Source organism: Micrococcus luteus, from assembly GCF_014138885.1.
Taxonomy (GTDB): domain Bacteria; phylum Actinomycetota; class Actinomycetes; order Actinomycetales; family Micrococcaceae; genus Micrococcus; species Micrococcus luteus.
This window is the reverse complement of sequence record NZ_JACJIK010000001.1, coordinates 21,568-43,772: the sequence shown is the minus strand read 5'-3', so window position 1 is coordinate 43,772 and position 22,205 is coordinate 21,568. Positions and strand designations below refer to the sequence as shown.

Genomic DNA, 22,205 nt, shown 5'->3' with positions numbered 1-22,205 from the left:
TCGGGTGGGCGGCAGGTCAGTCGGCGTCGGGCGCGGCGTCGTCGTCCACGTCCCAGCCGTGCTCGCGCATCAGCCCGGCGACGGCCTCGATGAACGCCTCGCCGCGGGCCGCGTAGGAGCGGAACTGGTCCATCGACGCCGCGGCGGGCGCCATGAGCACGGTGTCGCCGGGGCGGGCCAGGCCGTCGGCCACGCGCACCGCCTCGGCCATCACGGCCGCACCGTCGGCGGGGCCGGTGCCGTCGGCCGCGGTGAGGGGGGCGTGGACGGGGACCTCGGGGGCGTGCGCGGCCAGGGCCGCGCGCAGGGCCGAGGTGTCCCTGCCCAGGAGCACCACCGCGCGGAGCCGGTCGGCGTGCGCGGCCACCAGCTCGTGATAGGTCACGCCCTTGGGCAGGCCGCCGGCCAGCCACACCACGGAGCTGAACGCCGCCAGCGACGCGTCCGCGGCGTGCGGGTTCGTCGCCTTGGAGTCGTTGACCCACATCACGTCGCGGGAGGTGGCCACGAGCTGGATGCGGTGCTCGCCGCGGTCGTAGGCGCGCAGGCCCTCGGCCACGGCCGCGGGGCTCACCCCGACGGCCCGGGTCAGCGCCGCCGCGGCGGCCGCGTTGGCCATGGTGTGGCGCGGCGCCACCGGGCCCAGGTCGGCGCGCTCGGCCAGGGCGATCGCCTCGTGGCGCCGGTTGTCCAGGAACGCACGGTCCACGAGGATCCCGTCCACGACGCCGATGTCGGACAGGCCCGGGGTGTCCGTGGTGAAGCCGATCGCGCGGCAGCCCTCCTGGACGTCCGCGCGCTCCACGAGGGTGCGGGTCAGCGGGTCCTGCTCGTTGAACACGCAGGCCACCCGCGTGTTCGCATACACCTTGCCCTTGGCGGCGGCGTACTCGTCCATCGAGCCGTGCCAGTCCACGTGGTCCTCGGCCAGGTTCAGCACCGCCGATGACGCCGGCGCCAGTCCGTGCGTCCAGTGCAGCTGGAAGCTGGAGAGCTCGAGGGCGAGCACGTCGAAGCCCTCCGGGTCGCGGATCGCGTCGAGCACGGGGGTGCCGACGTTGCCGCAGGCCACCGCCCGACGGCCGTCCGCCCGCAGGATGGCCTCGACCATCGTCACGGTGGTCGTCTTGCCGTTCGTGCCCGTCAGGCACACCCAGTCGGCGGTCTTCCGGCCGGCGCGCTCGCGCAGCCGCCAGGCCAGCTCAACGTCGGACCAGATCGGCAGGCCCGCCGCGTGGGCGGCCATCAGCAGCGGCTGGTCCGGACGCCAGCCCGGGGAGGTCACGACGAGGTCCGCGGCGGCGCCGTCGACCTCGGGCAGCGCCTGCGTGGCCGCCCGGTCGAGCAGGACCTCGCGGACCCCCACGATCCGCAGGGTCTCGGCGCGCGCCCGGTTCTCGGGGCCGTCGTCGCCGTCCACCACCACGACGGCGGCGCCCAGCTCGGCCAGGGTGTCGGCCACGGAGAAGCCGGTGACGCCCAGGCCCGTGACGACGACGCGCAGGCCGGCCCACCCCGGGGCGTCCCAGGACGTGAGGTCGGCGGTGCGGGCGGTGTCGGCGCGGGGCCGGCGCACCGGTGCGGGCGCGGCGTCGGACGCGGGGCCGGTCACGGGGTCACCCCCGCGAGGCCGCCCTGGCGGATGAGCCAGTCGCCGTAGAAGATCGCGAGCCCCACGGTGACGCACATCAGGGACAGCAGCCAGAAGCGGACCACGACGGTCACCTCGGCCCAGCCCTTGAGCTCGAAGTGGTGCTGCAGCGGCGCCATGAGGAACACGCGCTTGCCGCCGGAGACCTTGAACCAGCCCACCTGGATGATGACGGAGAGGGTGATCGCGACCATGAGGCCGGCCAGCACGGCCACCAGGATCTCGGTGCGCGTGAAGATCGCGAAGCCGGCCAGGGCGCCGCCCAGGCCCAGGGAGCCGGTGTCCCCCATGAAGATCTTGGCCGGGGAGGTGTTCCACCAGAGGAAGCCCAGCAGGCTGCCCGTGAGGATCGCCGCGAGCAGGGCGAGGTCCATGGGGTCGCGGACCTCGTAGCAGCCGCGGGTGCCCTCGAGCGCGCAGGACTGGCTCGACTGGAAGAGCGACATCAGGACGTAGGCGCCCGTGATCATGGCGGTGGCGCCCGTGGCGAGCCCGTCGAGGCCGTCCGTGAGGTTCACGGCGTTCGTGGTGGCGGTGGTGATGAGGTTCGACCAGATCACGAACAGGATGACGCCGATCGCAGGTCCGGCGAAGGCCAGGTCGAGCCACGGGACATCCCGGGCGAAGGAGATCGCCGTCGAGGCGGGGGTCAGGCCCCGCTCGTCCGGGAAGTTCAGGGCGAGGACGGCGAAGGCGGTGCCGATCAGGGCCTGGAGGATGATCTTGCCGCGCGGCGTCAGGCCGAGCGAGCGCTGCTTCGTGATCTTCGTGAAGTCGTCCACGAACCCGACGAAGGCCATGCCCACGGTGAGCAGCAACAGGATGAGGCCGGAGGCCGTGGGCCCGCCGAAGTCGACACCGAGCACCGCGAGCAGCCCGTGGGTGATCAGATACGCCAGCACCAGGGAGCCGATGATGACCGCGCCGCCCATCGTGGGCGTGCCGCGCTTGGTCTTGTGGGTGGTCGGGCCGTCGTCGCGGACGAACTGGCCGTACCCGCGCTTGACGAGGAACCGGATGAACAGCGGGGTGCCGGCGGCCGAGAGGACCAGGCCGAGCACGCCGCCGATGAGCAGTCCGATCACGGTCGGGACTCCTTCGGGGAGGCGGAGGGGGCGGCGATGGCGTCGGCCGTGGCGAGGCGCTCGCCGAGGGCCGCGAGCCCGACGCCGTTGGAGGACTTGACGAGGACGAGGTCGCCGGGGCGCAGGTGCTCGGCGAGGAACGCCTCGGCCTGCGCGGCGTCGTCGACGAAGTGCGCCTCCTCGCCCCAGCTGCCCTCGTTGAGGGCGCCGATGTAGAGCGGCCGGGCTCCGGCGCCCACCACCAGCAGCTGGGCGATGTTCAGGCGCACCACGGACTCGCCCACGAGGGTGTGCTCACGGACGCGGGCATCGCCGAGTTCGAGCATCTCCCCCAGGACGGCCCAGGTGCGGCGGCCGCTGGAGCGGCCGAGGGTGGCCAGCGTCCGGAGCGCGGCGCGCATGGACTCGGGGTTGGCGTTGTACGCGTCGTTGATGACCGTGACGCCGTCCGCGCGGTCGGTGCGCTCCATTCGGAAGCGGCTGGCGGGTCCGAGCCCGTCGAGACCACGGGCGATCTCGGCCGGGTCCATGCCGGCGGCGTGGGCGGCCGCGGCGGCGGCCAGCACGTTGTGCACGTGGTGCAGGCCGGTCAGTCCGGAGGCGACCGGGTGCCGCAGGGCGGCCTCCTCCGTCCCGACCTGCAGGTCGAAGACGGGGCGCTCCTGGTCGTCGGCGCGCACGTCCCGTGCGGCGACGAGGCCTGACGCGCGGCCGGCGGCCACGTCCTCGGCCGCGCGGGCGACGCCCCGCTCGTCCGCGGTGAACCAGGTGATCGGGGCGGCGGTCCGCGCCGCCATGCCGGCGACACGCTCGTCGTCGAGGTTGAGGACGGCGACGCCGTCGGGGCCGAGGGCCTCCACGAGCTCGCCCTTGGTGCGCGTGATGTTCGCCACGCCGCCGAAGCTGCCCGCATGGGCGGTGCCCACCATGAGCACGACGCCGATGTCCGGGCGCACGATGTCGCAGAGGTACGCGATGTTGCCGACGTGGTCCGCGCCCATCTCGACCACGAGGAAGCGCGTGTCCAGCTCCGCCCGGAACACCGTGAGCGGCACGCCGACCTCGCCGTTGTACGAGCCGACCGGTGCGACGGTGGGGCCCTGGGTGGCCAGCAGGGCGGCGAGCAGGTCCTTCGTGGTGGTCTTGCCGGCCGAGCCGGTGATGCCGATGACGGTGGTCGGGGAGTGCTCCCGGATGCGGCGCACGACCTCCCGGGCGAGCGCGCCCATCGCGAGCACGGCGTCCTCCACGATGATCGCCGGGTGCGCGGCGCCGTCGGGGGCGTGCGTGGCGCGCTCGGCGAGCACAGCGGCGGCGCCGGCGCCCAGCGCGGCGTCGATGAAGTCGTGGCCGTCGGCGTGCTCCCCCGGCTTCGCCACGTAGAGCGTGCCCTCGGCGGTGACCTCCCGCGAGTCGGGGGTGACGTGCACCAGCACGGTGGCGGGGTCGAGGGTGGCCGAGAGCGTGCCGGACACGGCCTCGGCGATCTGGGCTGCGGTGAGAGCGATCATGACTCGATGACCTTACCCTCGCGGGCGGGGCCGGAGCCCGAGGCGGAGGCCGCCGCGACACGGGCGGCCAGGGCCTCGCGCAGGGCCACCCGGTCGTCCAGCGGGACGAGCTCGCCGTCGTAGTCCATCGTGGTCTCGTGCCCGCGGCCGGCCAAGAGGATGCCGTCCTGCGGCCCCGCCAGCTCCACGGCGCGGCGGATGGCCGTGGCACGGTCGGCCACCTCCTCGATCACGACCGTGCGGCCCTCCTCCCGCGCGATGCGGTCGGCCTCGGCGCGGGCGCCGGCGAGGATGTGGGCGCGGATCGGGGCCGGGTCCTCCGAGTGGGGGGTGTCGTCGGTGACGATCAGCACATCCGCCGCCCGGGCCGCGATCGCGCCCATCACGGGCCGTTTGTCACGGTCACGGTCACCGGCGGAGCCGAACACGATCAGGGTGCGGCCGCGCGTCCCGGCCGCCGCCCGGGCGTCGGCGAGGGAGCGCAGCGCCTGGACCATGCCGTCCGGGTTGTGCGCGAAGTCGACGACGGCGTCCGGCTCGCGGCCCACGACCTCCATCCGTCCCGGGACGGCGGCGGCCAGAGGGCCCTCCCCCGCCGGCACGTCCAGGACCGCGGCGAGCGCGTCCAGGTGCTCCTCCCCCACGGCGTGCAGCACGAGCAGGACCGCGAGGGCCGCGTTGGCCACGTTGAAGCGGCCCGGCAGACCGACGGAGGCCCGCAGCTCCCGGCCCGTGGCCGCGTGGCGCAGCGTGAAGCGGTGGCCGAGGCCGTCCGGCGCGAGCTCGGCGACCTCCCAGTCCGCCCGGAGGCCGGGGTCGTGTTCGGCCAGGGCGCCCGGCGTCGGCGCGGCCGGCCCGAGGGCGAGCGTGGTGACGGGAGCGCCGGCGGCCCGGGCCATGGCGACGCCCCAGCGGGGCCCCTCGCCGCCGTCGAGCGTGATGACGGCGTGGTCGGTGCGAGCGGGGTCGAACAGACCGGCCTTGGCCGCGAAGTACTCCTGCATCGAGCCGTGCATGTCCAGGTGGTCCTGGGTCAGGTTGGTGAACCCGGCCACCGCGTAGCGCAGGCCGGCGATCCGCTGGTACGCCACGGCGTGGGAGGAGACCTCCATGACGGCGGTGTCCACCTCCTCCTCGCGCATGAGCGCCATGAGGGCGTGCAGCTGGGTGGCCTCGGGCGTGGTGAGCGTGGAGGGGACCTCCCGCTCCCCCGCGCGGATCAGGATCGTGCCCACGATGCCCGACCGGCGCCCCAGGGCCTCGAGCAGGGCGGCGGCGAGGAAGCTCGTGGTGGTCTTGCCGTTGGTGCCGGTCACGCCGAGCAGGCGCGGGCCGGCGTCGCCCCCGCCGCCGTAGACGCGGGCCGCCACGGTGCCGGCGGCGGTGCGCACGGCGTCGACCTCGAGCACCGGGACGTCGGCCAGGCCCTGCTCCGCCAGGAGCGCGCGGCCCGCCGCGTCCGTCAGGACGCCGACGGCGCCGGCCTCCAGCGCCGTGGCCGCGAACGCCGCGCCGTGGGCGCGCGCCCCCGGAACGGCGACGTAGAGGTCGCCCGGGCGCACGACACGCGAGTCGAGGCTGACCCCCGTGACGCCGTCGGCCGGGGCCGCGCCGTGGACGTGGGCCGCGATCCCCGCCTCGGCCAGCGCCTGTGCGAGGGCGGGCCAGGCCGTGGCGGGGGTGTGGGAGGGCCGGAAGGCGGCGTCCTGCTGGGCCGGGGTCAGCGGCGCAGGGGGGTCGCTCGGAGTGGTCATGGGGGTGCTCCTGGGGTGCTCGGGGCCGGAGGCGTGGGTCACCACGGCCGGTCCTGCGGATCGTCCACGAAGACGCGGTAGTCGTTCGGCTCGGCTCCGGTGGCGGGCACGTCCGCCTGGCGGAGCATGTACTCCATGATCGTGGCGGCCGCGACGGACACGTCTCGGGAGCCCTGCTTCGACGGCGGCCGATGCATGGACACAGACACCACGAAGCGGGGGTCGTCGAGCGGGGCGACGGCGGTGAAGCCGAGGTTGTAGCCGTCGTACGTGCCGGTGTCGCTCGCGGCCTCGGCGGTGGAGGACTTGCCGCCCACGCGATACCCGGGGATCGCGGCGGCCTTGCTGGTGCCCTGCGTCACGACGGTCTCCATCATGCGGAGCATCTGCGCCGCCGTCTCCTCGGAGACCACGCGGTGGGGCTCCGCGGACGACTCCCAGCGCTTCTCCGCGCCGTCGCCGTCCACCGTGGCGTCGATCAGCCGGGCCGGGATCAGCACGCCGCCGTTGGCGAGGGCCTGGTACATCTGGGCGGTGTGCAGGGTGGTCTGGGTGTAGCCCTGGCCGAAGGCCGTGGTCAGGCGCTGGCGGCCGTCCCACTGTTCGGGCGGGACGAGGACGCTGCCCGCCTGCTGCGGCAGGCCGAGGTCGATGGGCTGGCCGACCCCGAAGGAGCGCATGTACTCGTAGCGCTGCTCGTCCGTGATCTTCTCGGCGATCTGCACCGTGCCCGTGTTGTAGGAGCGCGCGTAGATGCCTGCCACGGTCATGTCGAACGTCGGGTGCGGGGAGAAGTCCCGGATGGTCTGCCCGTCGAAGTCCTGGCTGCCGGGGACGGTGAAGCCGTCCGTGGCGGTGACCTTCCCGGCGTCGACGGCGGCCGCGATCGGCAGCGCCTTGCCCGTGGAGCCCGGCTCGTACGGGGTGCTCATCACGGTGGAGGTGCGGAAGTTTTCCTCGGTGGCGTCGGGGTCGGCGGGGTCCACCGTGGTGGAGTCCGCCATGACGATCACGTCGCCCGTCTTCACGTCCATCACGACGGCGTTCGCCCACTCCGCGTCGTACTCGGCGGCGAGGGCGCCGAGGGTCTCCTGCGCGAACCACTGGGCGTCCTTGTCCACGGTCAGGCGCAGGTCGGCGCCGTCCACGGCCGGAACCTCCTCGAGCGGGGCGTTGGGGATGCGGATGCCGTCCGCGCCCACCTCGAACGTGCGGGTGCCCGGAGTGCCGGTCATGACGTCGTCCTGGCTGAGCTCGAGGCCTTCGAGGGCGGTGCCATCACCGCCCATGAAGCCGATGATGCTGCCGGCGACCGACCCGTTCGGGTAGGTGCGGCGGTCCACCGCCTCGGAGAGCAGGCCCGGCACGTTGAGCGCCATGGCCTTGTCCCGGACCTCCGGGGTCACGGAGCGACGCACCACGGCGTACGGGCGGGAGCCGATGGTGGCCTCGCGCACCTCCTCCTCCGTCATGCCGAGCACCTCGGCCAGGCTGGCCAGGCGGGAGTCCACGTCCACGAGCACGGTCTCCCGGGCCTCGCGGTCCCATTCGTTGAAGTCCTTGACGAGGCGCTGGTCCACGACGATGTCGTATCGGCGCACGCTGGCGGCCAGCACGTCGCCGTCACGGTCCAGGATGGACCCGCGCTGCGGCAGGGTCTCCTGGTGGGTCAGGCGCTGATCCATGGCGGCCGCGGCCTGCCCCGTGGGGTCGATGCCCTGCACGTAGACGAGCCGCAGCGCGAGCCCGCCGAGCAGGACGAAGACGAGCAGCAGCAGGATGCGGGTGCGCACGGCAGGGTGCCCGGGAGCGGGCCCGACCGTCGATCCGCCGCGGGGAAGGTGCGAGGCGGGACGGTCGATCAACGGTCGGCGGCGTCCTGGTCGGCGGCGGCGGAGGCGTCCGCGCCGCTGAAGGTGCGCGGTCCCTCGATCTCGTCCTGGCCGTCGTCGGACGCCCCCTGGCGGACCGCGTCCGCGTCCGCCGGCGGCGCGACGTAGGTGGCGGAGATGTCGCCGTGCTGGGCCACCTGGGCCTCGCCGCCGAACTGGCCCGTGCCCGCGTCCACGGAGGCGGTGCCGGCGGGGGCGACCATCCCGAGGGCGTCGGCGCGCGCGGCCAGGTTCTGCGGCGCCTCGAGGTGGCCCACCTGCTCGGCCAGCCGCTCATTGGTCTCGGTGACGGCCTGCTGCTCCTGGCGCAGGTCCAGGAGGGCGTACTGCCGGTTGGACATGGTGATGTTCATGACGAGGACCGCCGCGAGCGCGGCGAGCACCACGAGGACGCACAGCACGGTCACGCCGGAGCGGGATCGGGGCAGCGGGGCGGGCACCACCGAGAGCGGCGTGCGCTCCTGCGGAGCCGGCCGCGCGGGGGCGACGGGGGTCGACCCGGGGCGCAGCGACTCTGCGATCCGTGCGTGTGCGGCCATGCTCATCTCCTCGTGCAGCGTCATGCCGTGGTCCTGGACGTCCTGATCTTCTCAACCGCACGCACTTTCGCGGAGGAGGCGCGACGGTTCTCTGAGATTTCTTCTTCGGTGGGCTTCTCGGTGCCGCGGGTGAGCACCCGCACCACGGGTTCGTGCTCCTCCAGCACCACCGGGAACCCCGGGGGCGCCGTGGACGTGGCCCACGCGCTCAGGTGCCGCTTCGTGATCCGGTCCTCGAGGGAGTGGTAGCTCATCACCACGAGGCGGCCGCCCACGTGGAGGGCGTCGAGGATGGCGGGCACGGCGGCGTCGAGGATGTCGAGCTCCTCGTTCACGGCGATGCGCAGGGCCTGGAAGGTGCGCTTGGCCGGGTGCCCGCCGGTGGCCCCCGCGGCGACGGGGACGGCCGAGCGGATCACCTCGACGAGGCGGCCGGTGGTCTCGATGGGGGCCTCGGCGCGGGCCCGGACGATGGCCCGTGCGATGGGACCGGCGAAGCGCTCCTCACCGTCGCGACGGATGATGCGGCGCAGCTCCTGCTCGTCCAGCTCCGCCACGAGCGTCGCGGCGGAGGGCTCGGCGGTGTCGTCCATGCGCATGTCCAGCGGAGCGTCGTAGGAGTAGGCGAAGCCACGCTCCCGGTCGTCCAGCTGGTAGGAGGACACGCCGAGGTCGTAGAGCGCGGCGTCGACCTTCGTGACGCCCGCGGCGGCCATGGCCTCGGGCACCCGGTCGTAGGTGCCGTGGAAGGGGATCAGACGGTCGGCGAGGGGGCCGAGGCGCTCGGCGGCCATGGCCTGGGCGTGGGCGTCGCGGTCGATGCCGATGACGCGCAGCTGGGGGAACCGGGTCAGCAGGGCCTCGGTGTGCCCGCCCATGCCCAGCGTGCCGTCGACGGCGACGGGCGTGCGGCCGGCCTCGAGCGCGGCCTGGACGGCGGGGGCGAGGAGGTCGACGACGCGGTCCCGCATCACGGGCAGGTGGCGGTCCTCGGGGCGCGGCTGGCCTGCGTCCACTCTCGACCTCCTGCTCACATCGCGGTCCTGGCGGACCTCAGGCGGGATCCCCATCCGTCCGCCGCCGCGCCTGGCCCAGGGGAAGACGGGTCAGGTGCGGCGGCGTCGGCTGGAGGTCGCGCTCGAGGTCGGGTGGTCACGGTCAGAAGACGCCGGGCAGGACGTCCTCGTCGGTCTCGGAGAAGGCGGCTTCCTGCTCGGCGAGGTAGGTGTTCCAGGACTCCGAGTCCCAGATCTCCACTCGCGTCCCCGCGCCGATCACGGTCACGTCCCGGTCCAGCCCCGCGTACTGCCGCAGCGGCGCCGGCACGGTCACCCGACCCTGCTTGTCCGGGACCTCGTCCGACGCCCCCGAGAGGAAGACGCGGATGTAGTCACGGGCCTGGCGGGAGGACAGTGGAGCCGACCTCATCTGCTCGTGGACCCGCTCGAACTCACGAGCGCTGAACACGTAGACGCAGCGCTCCTGACCCCGGGTCAGGACCAGCCCCTCCGCCAGCTCCTCGCGGAACTTGGCGGGGAGGATCAGCCGGGACTTCTCGTCGAGCCGGGGGGTGTACGTGCCCAAGAACACGGCACACCCCCTGGCTCGTCGAGCGGTCCCTCCCGACCAAGGTCGGGACCCATGCTCTCTCCTTTCCTCCACATTACCCCACTTCCCTCCACCATCAACCCCACAACGCGGGTCACGGCGCCACGGGCGTGTCGAGGCCCCCGGGTCCGGCGCGCCATCCCGCGGATCCGGGGACCGGTGTCGCCGTGGAGGGAAGTGGAGGGCCGGGGGGACGCCGGTGGAGGGCCGGGGCGACGACGGGGGTCTCGGGCAGCAGAAAGGCCCCGATCCGACGCGGATCGGGGCCTCGAGTGGAGGAGGGTGGGGGGGACCGACGGGCCAGGCGCTCAGTCGCCTCGGGCGCGTCGCTCGTCCCAGCGCCGCTCGAGGCGGCCCATGAAGTCGCCGCTCCCCTTCCGCCGCGGTGCGCCCGACCGTCGGGCCGCCGGGCCCGAGGCCCCGGAGGCGACGGCGCGCGGCCGCGTGGTCAGCAGGAAGATGCCGGCCCCGATGACGACGACGCCGAGCACGCCCAGGAGGATCGCGTGGTTGGCGACCCCGAGGACCACGACGAGCAGCCCGGCCACCCCGAGGACGGCCCCGGCCACCACGCGGCCCACGGGCAGCCGATACCGCCCCGTGTCCGCCATCTGGGTGGCCAGCCGGGGGTCCTCGGTGCGCAGCTGCTGCTCCAGCTGGTCCAGCATCCGCTGCTCATGCTCTGAGAGGGGCATGGCGACTCCTTCAAACGCGGCCTCCGACGCCTCCGGGACCGGGAGGGGACGCCCGCGCGTCCGACTTGCCCTCCAGGATAGGACCTGCCGCCCCACCCCAGCCAGGTGGCGACGTCGCCGGCCCCGGAACCCCTCACTCCCGGTCCGGGCCGCCCGCGCCCGGCCGCGGCGCGTCCCGGCGGGCGTCGGCGCGGGCCTCGCGGCGATCCAGCAGCGACGCCGGCCGCACGGCCGCCGTCGGGAAGCGCCGGGCGACGGCGTCGAGGGCGGCCTCGGCGCCGGCCCAGTCGCCCGCCTCCGCCGCCTCGTCCTCCGTCCCCCAGGCGGCACCGCCGAAGAGCGCCTCCTGGGCCGGGGGCTGATCGGCCGCGTCCCCGAGGCGCTCGGCGCGCACGCCCACGAGCCGGACCGGATGCGGCCGTTCGGCGTGCAGCTCACGGACGAGCCGCCGTGCGGGGCCGAGGAGGTCGTGGCCCGTGGCGGTGGGGCGGGCGAGGCGGGCGGTGCGGCTGCGGACGGACCCGTCCGGCGCCTTGAGGCGGACCGTGACCGCCCCGGCGGTGACCTGCTCCGCCCGCAGCCGGGCCGCGACCCGGTGACACAGGCGCAGGACCTCCGGGTCGACGCCCGCGACGTCGACGGGGTCGACGTCGAAGGTGTGGTCCGCGCCGATGCTGCGGGCCGCCGGGCGCGGGGCGACGGGACGCGGGTCGATGCCCCGGGCGAGCGACGCCCACTCCCGGCCGGCGGCCCCGAACGACGCCTCCAGACGCGCGGGGTCCACCCGGGCGAGGTCGCCGATGGTCGCCACCCCCCGCCGGGCGAGCCGCTCGGCGGCCTTGGGTCCCACGCCCCACAGCCGGCCCACGGGCAGCGGATGGAGGAAGTCCAGGGTGCGCTCCGGCGGCACGATCAGCAGGCCGTCGGGCTTGGCCGCGGTGGACGCCGTCTTGGCCACGAACTTCACGGCTGAACCGCCCACGGTGCACGGCAGCCCCAGCGCGGAGCGGACGCGCTCCCGGATCAGGTGGCCGATGTGCTCGGGCGGGCCGAGCCGGCGGCGCGCGCCGGCGACGTCGAGGAACGCCTCGTCCACGCTGAGCTGCTCCATCACGGGGGTCACGTCCGCGAGCACGGCCATCACCTCGGCGGAGACGGCCCGGTAGAGCTGCTGTCGCGGCGGGATGACCACGAGGGGCGGGCACAGGGCGCGGGCGTGCGCCAGGGGCATTGCCGAGCGGACCCCGTAGGCCCGCGCGGCGTACGAGGCGGAGAGCACCACGGACCGGCCGCTCGGGGCGGCGACGGCGGCGGGACGCCCCTCGAGGTCGGGCCGTTCGCGCAGCTCGACGGACAGGAAGAACGCGTCCATGTCCACGTGCAGGATCGTCGCCTCATCGCGGGGTGCAGCGGGCGCGGTCTCGGACATGGACCGAGCCTATCCGGGACCGGCGATCCGTCGCGCGGCGCGGCTAGGGTGGGGCCATGCCCGCCGACGTCGCCGTCCCCCGCCCCCGTCCCGCCGACCAGGACCGCTTCCGCGCCGCCGTCGCCGACGCCCTCGACCGCCTGCTGGCGGAGCACCGGGACCTCGCCCGGGACGTCCACCCGCTGACCGCGCCCCTCGTGGACGCGATCGCGGACCTGACCGCGGGCGGCAAGCGCCTGCGCGCCGTCCTGGCCTGGCTCGGCTGGCGGGCGGCCGGTGGCGAGGCGGAGGACCCCCGCATCGCCGAGGCGGGCGCGGCGTTCGAGCTGTTCCAGGCCGCGGCGCTGATCCACGACGACATCCTGGACCGCTCGGACACCCGCCGCGGGATGCCCAGCGTGCACCGCCGCTTCGAGTCCCTCCACCGGGAGGCGGGCTGGCGCCACGCCGCGGAGCACTTCGGCGTCTCCGCCGCGATCCTCGCCGGCGACGTCGCCCTGGGGATGAGCGAGACGGCCTTCGCACGCGTCCTCGCCGGCACGCCCCGGGAGGATCGGGCGCGGGCCGAGCTCGAGCGGATGCGCTTCGGCGTGATGGCGGGTCAGTACCTCGACGTGGTGGCCGAGATGGCCCCGGCGGCGCGCGATGCCCGCGAGGCCGAGGCGGCCGCCGAGGCGGTGGTGGAGCACAAGTCGGCGCGCTATTCGGCGGTGCACCCGCTGGCCCTCGGCGGGCTGCTGGCGGGGGCGGACGACGGGCTGGTGACCGCGTTCGCCCGGGTGTCGCTGCCGTTCGGCATGGCCTTCCAGTACCGGGACGACCTGCTCGGCGTGTTCGGCGATCCGGCGACCACGGGCAAGCCCGCGGGCGACGACCTGCGGGAGGGGAAGCAGACGGTGCTCATCGCCCGCGCCGTCGAGCTGCTCGCCCCGGACGAGGCCGCCGCGCTCGACGCGGACCTCGGCGACCCGGACCTCGGCGCGGACCGGGTGGCCCACTGGCAGGGCGTCCTCGAGGCGTGCGGCGCGCGCCGGGCCGTCGAGGAGCGGGTCGCGGCGCTCTCGCACGAGGCGGCCGGGGCCGTGGCGGGCCTGCTCGCGCACGGCGTCCCCGAGGACGTTAGCGCCGAGCTCACGCAGCTGATCGACGCCTACACGTCGCGCCGCCACTGAGCGGCACGGACCCCGCGGGCGAAGGCCGCCCGCGGGGCCGGCTCACCAGGCCAGGGCCTGGGCGCGACGCCGGATCTCGGTCTTCCGGCCGTCCCGGAGTGCGTCGATGGGCCGGCCGGGCAACGACTCGTCCTCGGTGAACAGCCAACGGAGGGCCTCCTCGTCGGAGAAGCCGGCGTCGGCCAGCAGCACGAGCGTGCCCTGCAGGGAGTCGAGCACGCCGGTCTCGGTGAGGAACAGGGCCGGCACGGACCGCACCGCGGGCTCGGGACGACGCACGGCCAGCAGGCGGCGATCATGCACGAGGTTGTGGACGCGGGTCACGCGCTGGTCGAGGTACTCCGCCACGTCGGGCACGGAGAGCCACTCGCCCACGAGGGCGTCGAGCTCGGCGGGGATCGCGTCAGCGGGGACCGGGGTGTCGGAGGAAGTGGTGCTCACGGGCGCCAGCCTACGTGGCCGCCGACGGGCCCGGCCCGCCGCGCCTCGGACGGCATAGATCTCAGTATGGTCACGAAGATCACATTCCGATAACATCGCCGAGGCTCCACGGCCGGGCGCCGACGTCGTCGGTCGACCGCGGGGGCCACGGGTCCCACCCGTCACTTCCCCGTCGTGTTCCATCCGTCCGATCCGATGCCGAGGTCTGCCGTGTCCCACACCCCCGTCCGCTCCCGCCGACTGCGCTCCGCCCTGACCGGCGGTGCGGTGCCCCTGCTGCTGCTCACCGGTCTGCCCGCCCAGGCCCACGCCCAGGAGGCGGCGGTGCACACCGTGCGCCCGGGCGACACCCTCACCCGGATCTCGGCCGCCCGCGGCGTCTCCGTCGCCGACCTGCTGCGGTTCAACGGCCTGGGCCTGGAGACCGTGCTCTACCCGGGTGACGAGCTCCGCCTGACCGGCGCGGCGGCCCCGGCCCCGGCCGCCGGGACCTACACGGTGCAGCCGAACGACGGGTGGTGGATCATCGCCCGCCACACCGGCGTCTCCGCCGCGCAGCTGCAGCGCTTCAACGGCATGAGCGCGTCGAGCATGCTCCACCCGGGCATGGTCCTCACCACGCAGCGCACGGCCCCCGCGCCGAAGGCCCCCACGTCGACCACCCCGGCCACGACCCCCGCCCCCGCGCCGGCGTCGACGGCCCCGGCGGCGGCCGGCGGGACGGTCCGGTACACCGTGGTCTCCGGCGACTCCCTCTGGGGGATCTCCCAGCGGTTCGAGGTCTCCATCCCCCGTCTGCGCGAGCTCAACGGCCTGACGCGGGCCTCGACGCTGCATCCCGGCGACGTGCTCGTGATCTCCGACGGCACCCTCGAGGTGGAGTCGGCCTCCGCCGTCCAGGGGGTCGGCGACACCTTCCTCGGGCGCACCTACGCGCCGCACGTCACGGCCTCGGCGAACGAGAACCTGCGCCTGCTGCGCTCCGTCCCGCAGCCCACCCCCGAGCAGATGCAGCAGATCGTCCGCGAGACCGCCGAGCGGATGGGCGTGGACCCCCGCCTGGCCCTGGGCCACGCATACACCGAGTCCCGCTTCCGCATGGCCTCGGTCTCCCCCGCCAACGCCGTGGGGGCGATGCAGGTCATCCCGATCACGGGCGAGTTCGCCTCGGAGCTGGTGGGCCGCGAGCTGAACCTGTTGGACCCCTACGACAACGCGGTGGCCGGCGTCGCGTTCATCAAGTACGTCCAGGACCGCACCCCCACGCTCGATGAGGGCATCGGGGCCTACTACCAGGGCCTCGGCGGAGTGCTGGACAGCGGCCTGAACCCGGAGGCACGGGACTACGTGGCCAAGGTGCGCGCCGCGATGGCGATGTTCTGATCCGCCGGCGGCGGACCGCCCCGAGGGGGTCCGCCGCCTGTCCTACCCTGGGACGATGAGCAGCGCACGCCGAGACCCCCTCGTGGGGGGCATCGTCGACGGCCGCTACCGGGTCGTCGAGCGGCTGGCCCGGGGCGGCATGTCCACCGTCTACCTGGCCGTGGACGAGCGTCTCGACCGCCAGGTGGCGCTCAAGGTCATGCACCCACACCTGGCGGAGGACCCCGTCCTCGTCGGCCGATTCGAGCAGGAGGCGAAGACGGCGGCGCGGCTGTCCCATCCGCACGTCGTCGCGGTCCTGGACCAGGGCCACACCGAGGCCGAGGACGGCGACGTGCTGGCCTACCTCGTGATGGAGCACGTGCCCGGCCGCACGCTGCGCACCGTCATCCGGGACCGTGCACCGCTCTCGCCCCGGGAGGCGCTGCGGTTCCTGCGGCCGCTCGTCGACGGCCTGGCCGCCGCGCACCGCGCCGGGCTGGTGCACCGGGACGTGAAGCCCGAGAACGTGCTCGTCCGCGACGACGGCCGGGTGACGGTCGCGGACTTCGGCCTGTCCCGCGCCGCCACGGCCCACACCCTGGCCGGGCAGGCCGTCGTGGGCACGCCCGCCTACCTCGCCCCCGAGCACATCGCCGGGGCGCCCGCCGACGCCCGCTCCGACGTGTACGCCGTGGGCATCATCCTGTTCGAGCTGCTCACGGGCCGCCAGCCGTACACCGCGGCGTCCGCGCTGCAGGTCGCCTACCGACACGTCCACGAGCGGGTCCCCGTGCCGTCCACGCTGCACCCCGGGCTCCCCGAGGACCTCGACGACCTCGTGCTGTGGTGCACCGAGCCGGACCCGGCCGACCGGCCCGCCGGTGCCGGCGAGCTCCTGCACCGCATCGACGCCGTGGCGGCGGGCCTGGACCCCGACGAACCGGACCGCCGCCCCGTCGAGGGCCCGGGTGCGGAGCCGGCGGTGGCCGCCCCCGCCGCCGATGGCCCCGAGGACGCAGCCCCGGACGGGAACCTGGAGACCCGGGCCCTCGACGCCGGCGACCACCACGCGACGCGCGTGCTCCCCGCCCTGGCCGAGTCCGACCTCGACGAGGACATGACCGACGTCATCGACACCCGTGCGGCGACGCGCGGGGCCGACCGGCGGCCCGCCGCGCATCCGGCGGAGCCGATCGGCCCGCTCGCGGTCGACCCCGCTCCGGCGGACCGGCATTCGGGGCGCAGCTCCCAGCGGCGGCTGCGTCGGGCGGCCCGCCGCCCCGCGCTCGACCTCGGCCAGGGCACCGGCCGGGCCGCGGCGATAGGCGCGGCCGTGACCCTGCTGCTCACCGGCGTCGCCCTGCTGCTGGGCTGGACGCTGGGCTCCGGCGGCCTCGGAGTCGGTGGCGTGGCGGTGGTCCCCGACCTCGACGGGCTGGCCCGGGAGGCGGCGGAGGAACGGCTGACCGCCGCGGGCTTCACCGCGGCGGTCACGGCCCGGCACGACGAACTCCGCACGGAGGGCACGGTCGTCGCCAGCTCGCCCGCGGCCGGGGAGCCGGCGGGGCGCGGCACCCCCGTCGAGCTCACCGTCTCCGCCGGCCCCGCGCCGGTGCCGGTGCCGGACCTGACCGGCGTCGTGATCCGGCGGGCCCACGGCGTGGCCCGGGACGCCCGATTCACCGTGGAGGTCGCGGAGCGCCGCACCGATCCCGCAGTGCCGGCCGGGGCCGTGATCGAGCAGCACCCGGCCCCCGGCGAGCAGGCGACGCCGGGCACCGCGGTCCGCGTGGTGCTCTCCGAGGGCCGCGCCGTGCGCCCGGTGCCGGACGTGACCGGGCAGGATCCGGAGACGGCGCGCACGACGCTGGCGGACGACGGCTGGGACGCCCGCGTGCATCGCCTGCCGCTGCCGCTCTCCGGCCGGGGCGAGTCCCGGGTCCTGCACCAGTCCCCCGCCGCCGGGACCGCGCTGCCCGAGGGCACCGCGGTCCACGCCTGGGTCGGCTGAGCCGGGGCGTGCCCGGCCACGCGGTCAGGCCCGCGGCGCGCGACGCTCGGGGTGCGAGAGGGCCTCGGTGACCTTGAACGCCATCTCCAGGGACTGCTGGTGGTTCAGCCGCGGGTCGCACAGCGTCTCGTAGCGGGCGTCGAAGTCGGCCTCGTTGATCGGGTCGGAGCCGCCCAGGCACTCGGCGACGTCGTCGCCGGTCAGCTCGACGTGCATGCCGCCCGGGTGCGTGCCGAGCTCGCGGTGCACCTCGAAGAAGCCGCTGACCTCGTCCATCACGTCCTCGAACCGGCGGGTCTTGTAGCCGTTGGCCGCGGTCACGGTGTTGCCGTGCATGGGGTCGGTGACCCACACCGGCTCCAGCCCCGCATCCCGGACGCCCTCGACGATGCCGGGCAGCACGTCCCGGATCCGCTCCGCACCCATGCGGGTGATGAAGGTCAGGCGGCCCGGCTCGCGCTCCGGGTCCAGCCGCTCGGCGAGCTCGAGCGCGTCCGCGACCGTGGTGGTCGGGCCGAGCTTCACGCCGATCGGGTTGCGGACCCGGGAGAGGAAGTCGACGTGGGCGCCGTCCACCTGGCGGGTGCGCTCGCCGATCCACAGGAAGTGGGCGCTCGTGGCGTAGGGGTCGCCGCTGCGCGAGTCCACGCGGGTCAGGGCGCGCTCGTAGTCGAGCAGGAGCGCCTCGTGGGCCGAATAGAACTCGGTGCGGCGCATGGCCTCGAAGTCCACGCCCGCGGCGTTCATGAAACGGACCGCGCGGTCGATCTCGGCGGCCATCTCCTCGTACTGGGCGTAGGCCGGGTTGGCCATGAAGCCCTGGTTCCACTGGTGCACGCTGCGCAGATCGGCGAAGCCGCCCTGGGTGAAGGCGCGGACCAGGTTCAGGGTGGAGGCGGAGGTGTGGTACGCCTGCACCATCCGTCGGGCGTCGTGCCGGCGTGCCTGCTCGGTGAACTCATAGCCGTTCACGATCTCACCGCGGAAGCTGGGCAGCGTGACGCCGTCGCGGGTCTCCGTGTCCGAGGACCGCGGCTTGGCGAACTGGCCGGCGATCCGGCCCATCTTCACGACCGGCATGGAGGCGCCGTAGGTCAGCACCGCGGCCATCTGCAGGATGGTCTTCACCCGGGCGCTGATCCGGTTGGCGGTGGACCCGGCGAACGTCTCGGCGCAGTCGCCGCCCTGCAGGAGGAACGCGCGACCCTGGGCGACATCGGCCAGACGGGCGCGCAGCAGGTCGACCTCGCCCGCGAAGACGAGCGGGGGCAGGGCGCTCAGCTCGGCGACGGCGGCGCGGTGATCGGCCTCGTCCGCCCAGGACGGTGCCTGCGCGATCGGCAGCGAGCGCCAGTGGTCCAGGCCGGGGATGTCGGCGGCGCCCTCCGAGATGGCGGTGCCGAAGGCCAGGATCTTCTCGCGGGGGTCTTCAGTCATGCACACCAGGCTAGGGGCCGCGTGCCGCGCCCCGGTCTGAGCGTCCCCGGATGACGACGCGCGGGCCCCGCTCAGTCGCGGGCGCGCGGCGGAGCGGCCACGCGGCCCGCCTTCACGTCCGCCGCGTAGGTGTCCACATACTCCTGGCCTGACAGGCGCCGGATGGCCTCCATGATCTCGTCCGTCACCTCCCGCAGCACCCGGCGGTCGGCGGCGGCCGCGGCACGGTCGGAGAAGTCCAGCGGCTCACCGAAGATCACGCCCAGGCGCCGGATCCGCGGCAGCACGCGGCCGATCGGCTGGACCCGGTCCGTGCCGATCATGGCGATGGGCACCACGGGCGCGCCCGAGGCCAGCGCGAGCTTGGCCACGCCGATCTTGCCGCGGTGCAGCCGACCATCCGGGCTGCGGGTGCCCTCCGGGTAGATCCCGAGCAGCCGGCCCTCCCGCAGCGCCTCGAGGCCCGCGTCCAGCGAGCGCAGGGACGCCTCTCCGCCGGAGCGGTCCATGGGCAGCTGGTTCGCCGCCTCGAAGAACCGGCGGGTGACCCACCCCTTCACGCCCGGGCCGGTGAAGTACTCGTGCTTGGCCAGGAAGTGCACCTGGCGGTCGAGCATGGCCGGCATGAACACCGAGTCCGAGACGGACAGGTGGTTGCTGGCCAGGATCGCCGGGCCCTCGGCCGGCACGTTCCCGAGGCCCTTCACCCAGGGGCGGAACAGCAGGCGGGTGGCCGGAGCCACGGCGAACGTCTTGGCGGACCAGTAGAACGTGGACACGAGGGCCTTCCGGTCGGGGCGGTCGGGTGCCTGCCCATCGTACGGTCCGCCTGCCTTACCCTGGCACTATGCCCCGCCCCGTCGCCGTCGCCCCCGAAGACCTGCCCCTGCGTCTCATGCCCGCCGCTCCCGCCCGGCGCGACCACTGCGTCGTGCTCCTACACGGGTTCACCTCGACTCCGGCCTCCGTCCGCGCCTGGGCCGAGGGGCTCGCGGCAGGCGGCTCCCCCGTGAGCGTGCCCCTGCTGCCGGGGCACGGCACCCGGTGGGAGGACCTCGCCGCCACCGGTGCGGACGAGATCCGCGCCGCCGTCCGGGCCGTCGTGGACCTCGAGCTCGCCCGACACGGCCGCGTGGTCATGGCGGGCATCTCGATGGGCGGCGCCCTCGCGCTCGACGCCGCCGCCCACCGACCCGTGGCCGGGGTGCTCGTGGTGAACCCCGCGCTGCGCTTCGCCAGCCCGCTCGCCCCCTTCGCCCCGCTGCTGGCCCCGTTCGTCCCCACGGTCGCCCCGATCGCGGACGACATCGCGGACCCGACGGCGCGCGAGCGCGCCTACCCCCGCACGCCGATGGCCGGCGTCGCCGCCGTCGGCCGCATCCAGCGGGCCGCCCGCCGCGCCCTGCCGCGGATCACCGCTCCCGTGACGGTCTACCGGTCCGCCCGCGACGCCGTCGTGCCCGCCTCGAGCCACCGGACCCTGGTGCGGGGCCTGCGCCAGGCCCCCGTGGAAGTGGTGGGGCTGCCCCGCAGCCGCCACGTCGCCACGCTCGACCACGACCTGCCGCTGCTGATCGACCACGGCCGGAGCGCGGTCGCCGCCATGACGACGCACTGAGTCGCGCCCCGGACCCCACCGCTCCCGGTTGTACAGTGTGCGTGACACGACTCACACTTACTTCCGTTGTGCCGCCCACCGGTCGGCGGAACCGACCCAACGCCCGAGGAGTCCCATGCACGAGATCAGCGAGCCGTACCAGCCCCGCCTGTCCCCGGAGGCGAACATCACGGACTTCCTGGAACGCCAGGCCACGGAGCGTCCCGACCACGGCCTCTTCGCGGTGGCGGACGCGCAGGATCAGTGGACGGACGTCTCCGCCCGGGACGCCCGCGAGCGCGTGCGGGCCCTGGCCAAGGGGCTCATCGCCGCCGGGATCCAACCCGGGGAGACGGTCGGGCTCCTGGCCTCCACCCGCCTGGAGTGGACACTGGTCGACTTCGCCATCTGGTATGCCGGCGCGGTCACCGTGCCCGTGTACGAGACCTCCTCCGTCAGCCAGGTGTCCTGGATCATCGAGGACGCGCACGTGCGCGCCGTCGTGACCGGGAACGAGGACCTCGCCAAGACGGTGCGGGACGCGGTGCAGCGCGAGGGCCTGCCGGAGCTGATCGGCCTGTGGACGATGGACCCGGCCGACGGCGCCCCCGGCTCCGGCCTCGAGGCGCTCGTCGCCCTGGGCGCGGACGTCACCGATGAGGAGCTCGAGACGCGTCGGTCCTCCGCCGGCCTGGCCGACCTGGCGACCATCATCTACACCTCCGGCACCACGGGCCGACCCAAGGGCTGCGAGCTCACGCACGAGAACTTCGCGGAGCTCGTCAACCAGACCCTGTCCTCCTCGCTCGGCGACGTCGTCCGCCAGGACACCTCCACCGTGCTGTTCATCCCCCTGGCGCACGTGTTCGCACGCTTCGTCTCGGTGCTCACCGTCGCCGCGGGCGCACGCTGCGGGCACGTCTCGGACATCAAGCGGCTCTCGGTCTCGCTGCAGACCTTCCAGCCGAGCTTCGTGCTGGCCGTGCCGCGCGTGTTCGAGAAGATCTACAACGCGGCGCTGCTCAACGCGCAGAGCGGCGGCAAGGAGAAGATCTTCCGCCGTGGCGCGGACGTGGCGATCCGCTGGTCCCGGGCGCTGGACTCGGGCCAGATGACGGCGCCCCTGCGGCTGCAGCGCGCGTTCTACTCCGCGCTGATCTACCGCCGGATCCGGACGGCCATGGGCGGCCGGCTCGCGTACGCGGTCTCCGGCGGCGGCCCCCTCTCCACCGACCTGGCGCACTTCTTCCGCGGCGTGGGCGTGACCATCCTCGAGGGCTACGGCCTCACCGAGACGACGGCCCCCATCACCGTGGGCCGGCCGGACCGGCTGAAGATCGGCACGGTCGGACACCCCCTCGGCGGCAACCAGGTGCGGATCGCCGAGGACGGCGAGATCCTCACGCGCGGCACGTCGCTGATGCGCGGCTACCACAACCGGCCGGAGGCGGACGAGGAGGCCTTCGAGGACGGCTGGTTCCGCACCGGCGACCTCGGGGTCCTGGACGACGACGGCTTCCTCACGATCACCGGCCGCAAGAAGGAGCTGCTGGTGACGGCCGGCGGCAAGAACGTGGCACCGGCGATGCTCGAGGACGCGATCCGCAGCGACGCGCTCGTCTCCCAGGTGATGGTGGTCGGCGACGGCAAGCCCTTCATCGCGGCGATCGTCACCCTCGACACCGACACCCTGCCCGCGTGGCTCGCCGCGAACGGCCTGCCGAAGGACCTCGACGTCGCCGCGGCCGCACGCGAGGACGCGGTGCGCCGCCACATCCAGGAGGCCGTGGACAAGGCCAACAGCCTGGTCTCGCGCGCCGAGGGGATCCGGGAGTTCCGCATCCTCGACCGCGACTTCTCCCTGGAGGAGGGCCATGTGACCCCGTCCCTGAAGATGCGCCGGTCGGCGATCATGAAGGACTTCGCCGCGCAGATCGCGGACATCTACGGGGAGCCCGCCCCGCAGAACTGAACGCCCCCTCGACGACGGCGCCCGGCCCCTCGGCCGGGCGCCGTCG

18 protein-coding genes are annotated in these 22,205 nt (G+C 74.7%); 5 read left to right on the top strand and 13 right to left on the bottom strand.

Going from position 1 to position 22,205, the window contains the following annotated elements:
* Positions 1-16: 16 nt before the first annotated feature.
* The 10 genes from murD to dinB form a co-directional block, all read right to left on the bottom strand.
* Positions 17-1,612 carry a UDP-N-acetylmuramoyl-L-alanine--D-glutamate ligase gene (gene murD / locus HDA34_RS00180; RefSeq protein ID WP_182496693.1) on the bottom strand — a complete coding sequence of 532 codons (1,596 nt, stop codon included), beginning with the start codon at positions 1,610-1,612 and terminating at the stop codon, positions 17-19.
* Positions 1,609-2,736: a phospho-N-acetylmuramoyl-pentapeptide-transferase gene (gene mraY, locus HDA34_RS00175; RefSeq protein ID WP_036341564.1), complete on the bottom strand. Its 1,128-nt coding sequence runs from the start codon at positions 2,734-2,736 to the stop codon at positions 1,609-1,611. Before mraY ends, murD begins: the two co-directional genes overlap by 4 nt.
* Positions 2,733-4,247, bottom strand: a complete 1,515-nt coding sequence (locus HDA34_RS00170) for a UDP-N-acetylmuramoyl-tripeptide--D-alanyl-D-alanine ligase (protein WP_134377102.1) — start codon at positions 4,245-4,247, stop codon at positions 2,733-2,735. Before HDA34_RS00170 ends, mraY begins: the two co-directional genes overlap by 4 nt.
* Positions 4,244-6,001, bottom strand: coding sequence for a Mur ligase family protein (locus tag HDA34_RS00165; RefSeq protein WP_134377101.1), 1,758 nt, complete (start codon positions 5,999-6,001; stop codon positions 4,244-4,246). The genes HDA34_RS00170 and HDA34_RS00165 overlap by 4 nt, the downstream gene beginning before the upstream one ends.
* A 38-nt stretch (positions 6,002-6,039) precedes the next feature.
* Positions 6,040-7,794, bottom strand: coding sequence for a peptidoglycan D,D-transpeptidase FtsI family protein (locus HDA34_RS00160; RefSeq protein ID WP_233437069.1), 1,755 nt, complete (start codon positions 7,792-7,794; stop codon positions 6,040-6,042).
* Positions 7,795-7,862: 68 nt separating this feature from the next.
* Entirely contained in the window at positions 7,863-8,432 is a 570-nt protein-coding gene (gene ftsL, locus HDA34_RS00155) for a cell division protein FtsL (protein ID WP_233437068.1), read from the bottom strand.
* Between the two features lie 20 nt (positions 8,433-8,452).
* The gene (gene rsmH / locus HDA34_RS00150; RefSeq protein WP_134377098.1) at positions 8,453-9,448 is read right to left on the bottom strand and encodes a 16S rRNA (cytosine(1402)-N(4))-methyltransferase RsmH; all 996 of its coding nucleotides are present in this window, start codon (positions 9,446-9,448) and stop codon (positions 8,453-8,455) included.
* A gap of 142 nt (positions 9,449-9,590) precedes the next feature.
* Positions 9,591-10,022 (bottom strand): division/cell wall cluster transcriptional repressor MraZ, encoded by a 432-nt coding sequence (gene mraZ / locus HDA34_RS00145; protein WP_044659496.1) that lies wholly within the window; start codon positions 10,020-10,022, stop codon positions 9,591-9,593.
* Between the two features lie 326 nt (positions 10,023-10,348).
* Entirely contained in the window at positions 10,349-10,735 is a 387-nt protein-coding gene (locus HDA34_RS00140) for an SCO2097 family morphological protein (RefSeq protein ID WP_134377097.1), read from the bottom strand.
* A 133-nt stretch (positions 10,736-10,868) separates the two neighbouring features.
* Positions 10,869-12,164: a DNA polymerase IV gene (dinB, locus tag HDA34_RS00135; protein WP_134377096.1), complete on the bottom strand. Its 1,296-nt coding sequence runs from the start codon at positions 12,162-12,164 to the stop codon at positions 10,869-10,871.
* A 56-nt stretch (positions 12,165-12,220) separates the two neighbouring features.
* On the opposite strand from dinB, the gene HDA34_RS00130 reads away from it, so the two are divergent.
* Positions 12,221-13,336: a polyprenyl synthetase family protein gene (locus tag HDA34_RS00130; RefSeq protein ID WP_078025833.1), complete on the top strand. Its 1,116-nt coding sequence runs from the start codon at positions 12,221-12,223 to the stop codon at positions 13,334-13,336.
* A gap of 42 nt (positions 13,337-13,378) precedes the next feature.
* On the opposite strand, the gene HDA34_RS00125 is transcribed toward HDA34_RS00130, so the two are convergent.
* Positions 13,379-13,777 (bottom strand): Rv2175c family DNA-binding protein, encoded by a 399-nt coding sequence (locus tag HDA34_RS00125; RefSeq protein ID WP_134377095.1) that lies wholly within the window; start codon positions 13,775-13,777, stop codon positions 13,379-13,381.
* A 210-nt stretch (positions 13,778-13,987) separates the two neighbouring features.
* On the opposite strand from HDA34_RS00125, the gene HDA34_RS00120 reads away from it, so the two are divergent.
* Together HDA34_RS00120 and pknB are read left to right on the top strand one after the other, a co-directional pair.
* Complete coding sequence (locus HDA34_RS00120) at positions 13,988-15,160, top strand: LysM peptidoglycan-binding domain-containing protein (RefSeq protein WP_134377094.1); 1,173 nt, start codon at positions 13,988-13,990, stop codon at positions 15,158-15,160.
* Positions 15,161-15,215: 55 nt separating this feature from the next.
* Positions 15,216-17,153, top strand: a complete 1,938-nt coding sequence (gene pknB, locus HDA34_RS00115; RefSeq protein ID WP_220482114.1) for a Stk1 family PASTA domain-containing Ser/Thr kinase — start codon at positions 15,216-15,218, stop codon at positions 17,151-17,153.
* A gap of 24 nt (positions 17,154-17,177) precedes the next feature.
* Here the strand turns inward: pknB and HDA34_RS00110 are convergent, their stop codons facing one another.
* Entirely contained in the window at positions 17,178-18,590 is a 1,413-nt protein-coding gene (locus tag HDA34_RS00110; RefSeq protein WP_036316682.1) for a class II 3-deoxy-7-phosphoheptulonate synthase, read from the bottom strand.
* A gap of 71 nt (positions 18,591-18,661) precedes the next feature.
* Positions 18,662-19,369 (bottom strand): lysophospholipid acyltransferase family protein, encoded by a 708-nt coding sequence (locus HDA34_RS00105; RefSeq protein ID WP_134377093.1) that lies wholly within the window; start codon positions 19,367-19,369, stop codon positions 18,662-18,664.
* Between the two features lie 68 nt (positions 19,370-19,437).
* On the opposite strand from HDA34_RS00105, the gene HDA34_RS00100 reads away from it, so the two are divergent.
* On the top strand, positions 19,438-20,208 hold the full coding sequence (locus HDA34_RS00100; protein WP_134377092.1) for an alpha/beta hydrolase: 771 nt from the start codon (positions 19,438-19,440) through the stop codon (positions 20,206-20,208).
* 115 nt (positions 20,209-20,323) lie between these two features.
* Positions 20,324-22,159 carry an AMP-dependent synthetase/ligase gene (locus HDA34_RS00095; protein WP_134377091.1) on the top strand — a complete coding sequence of 612 codons (1,836 nt, stop codon included), beginning with the start codon at positions 20,324-20,326 and terminating at the stop codon, positions 22,157-22,159.
* Positions 22,160-22,205 lie beyond the last annotated feature (46 nt).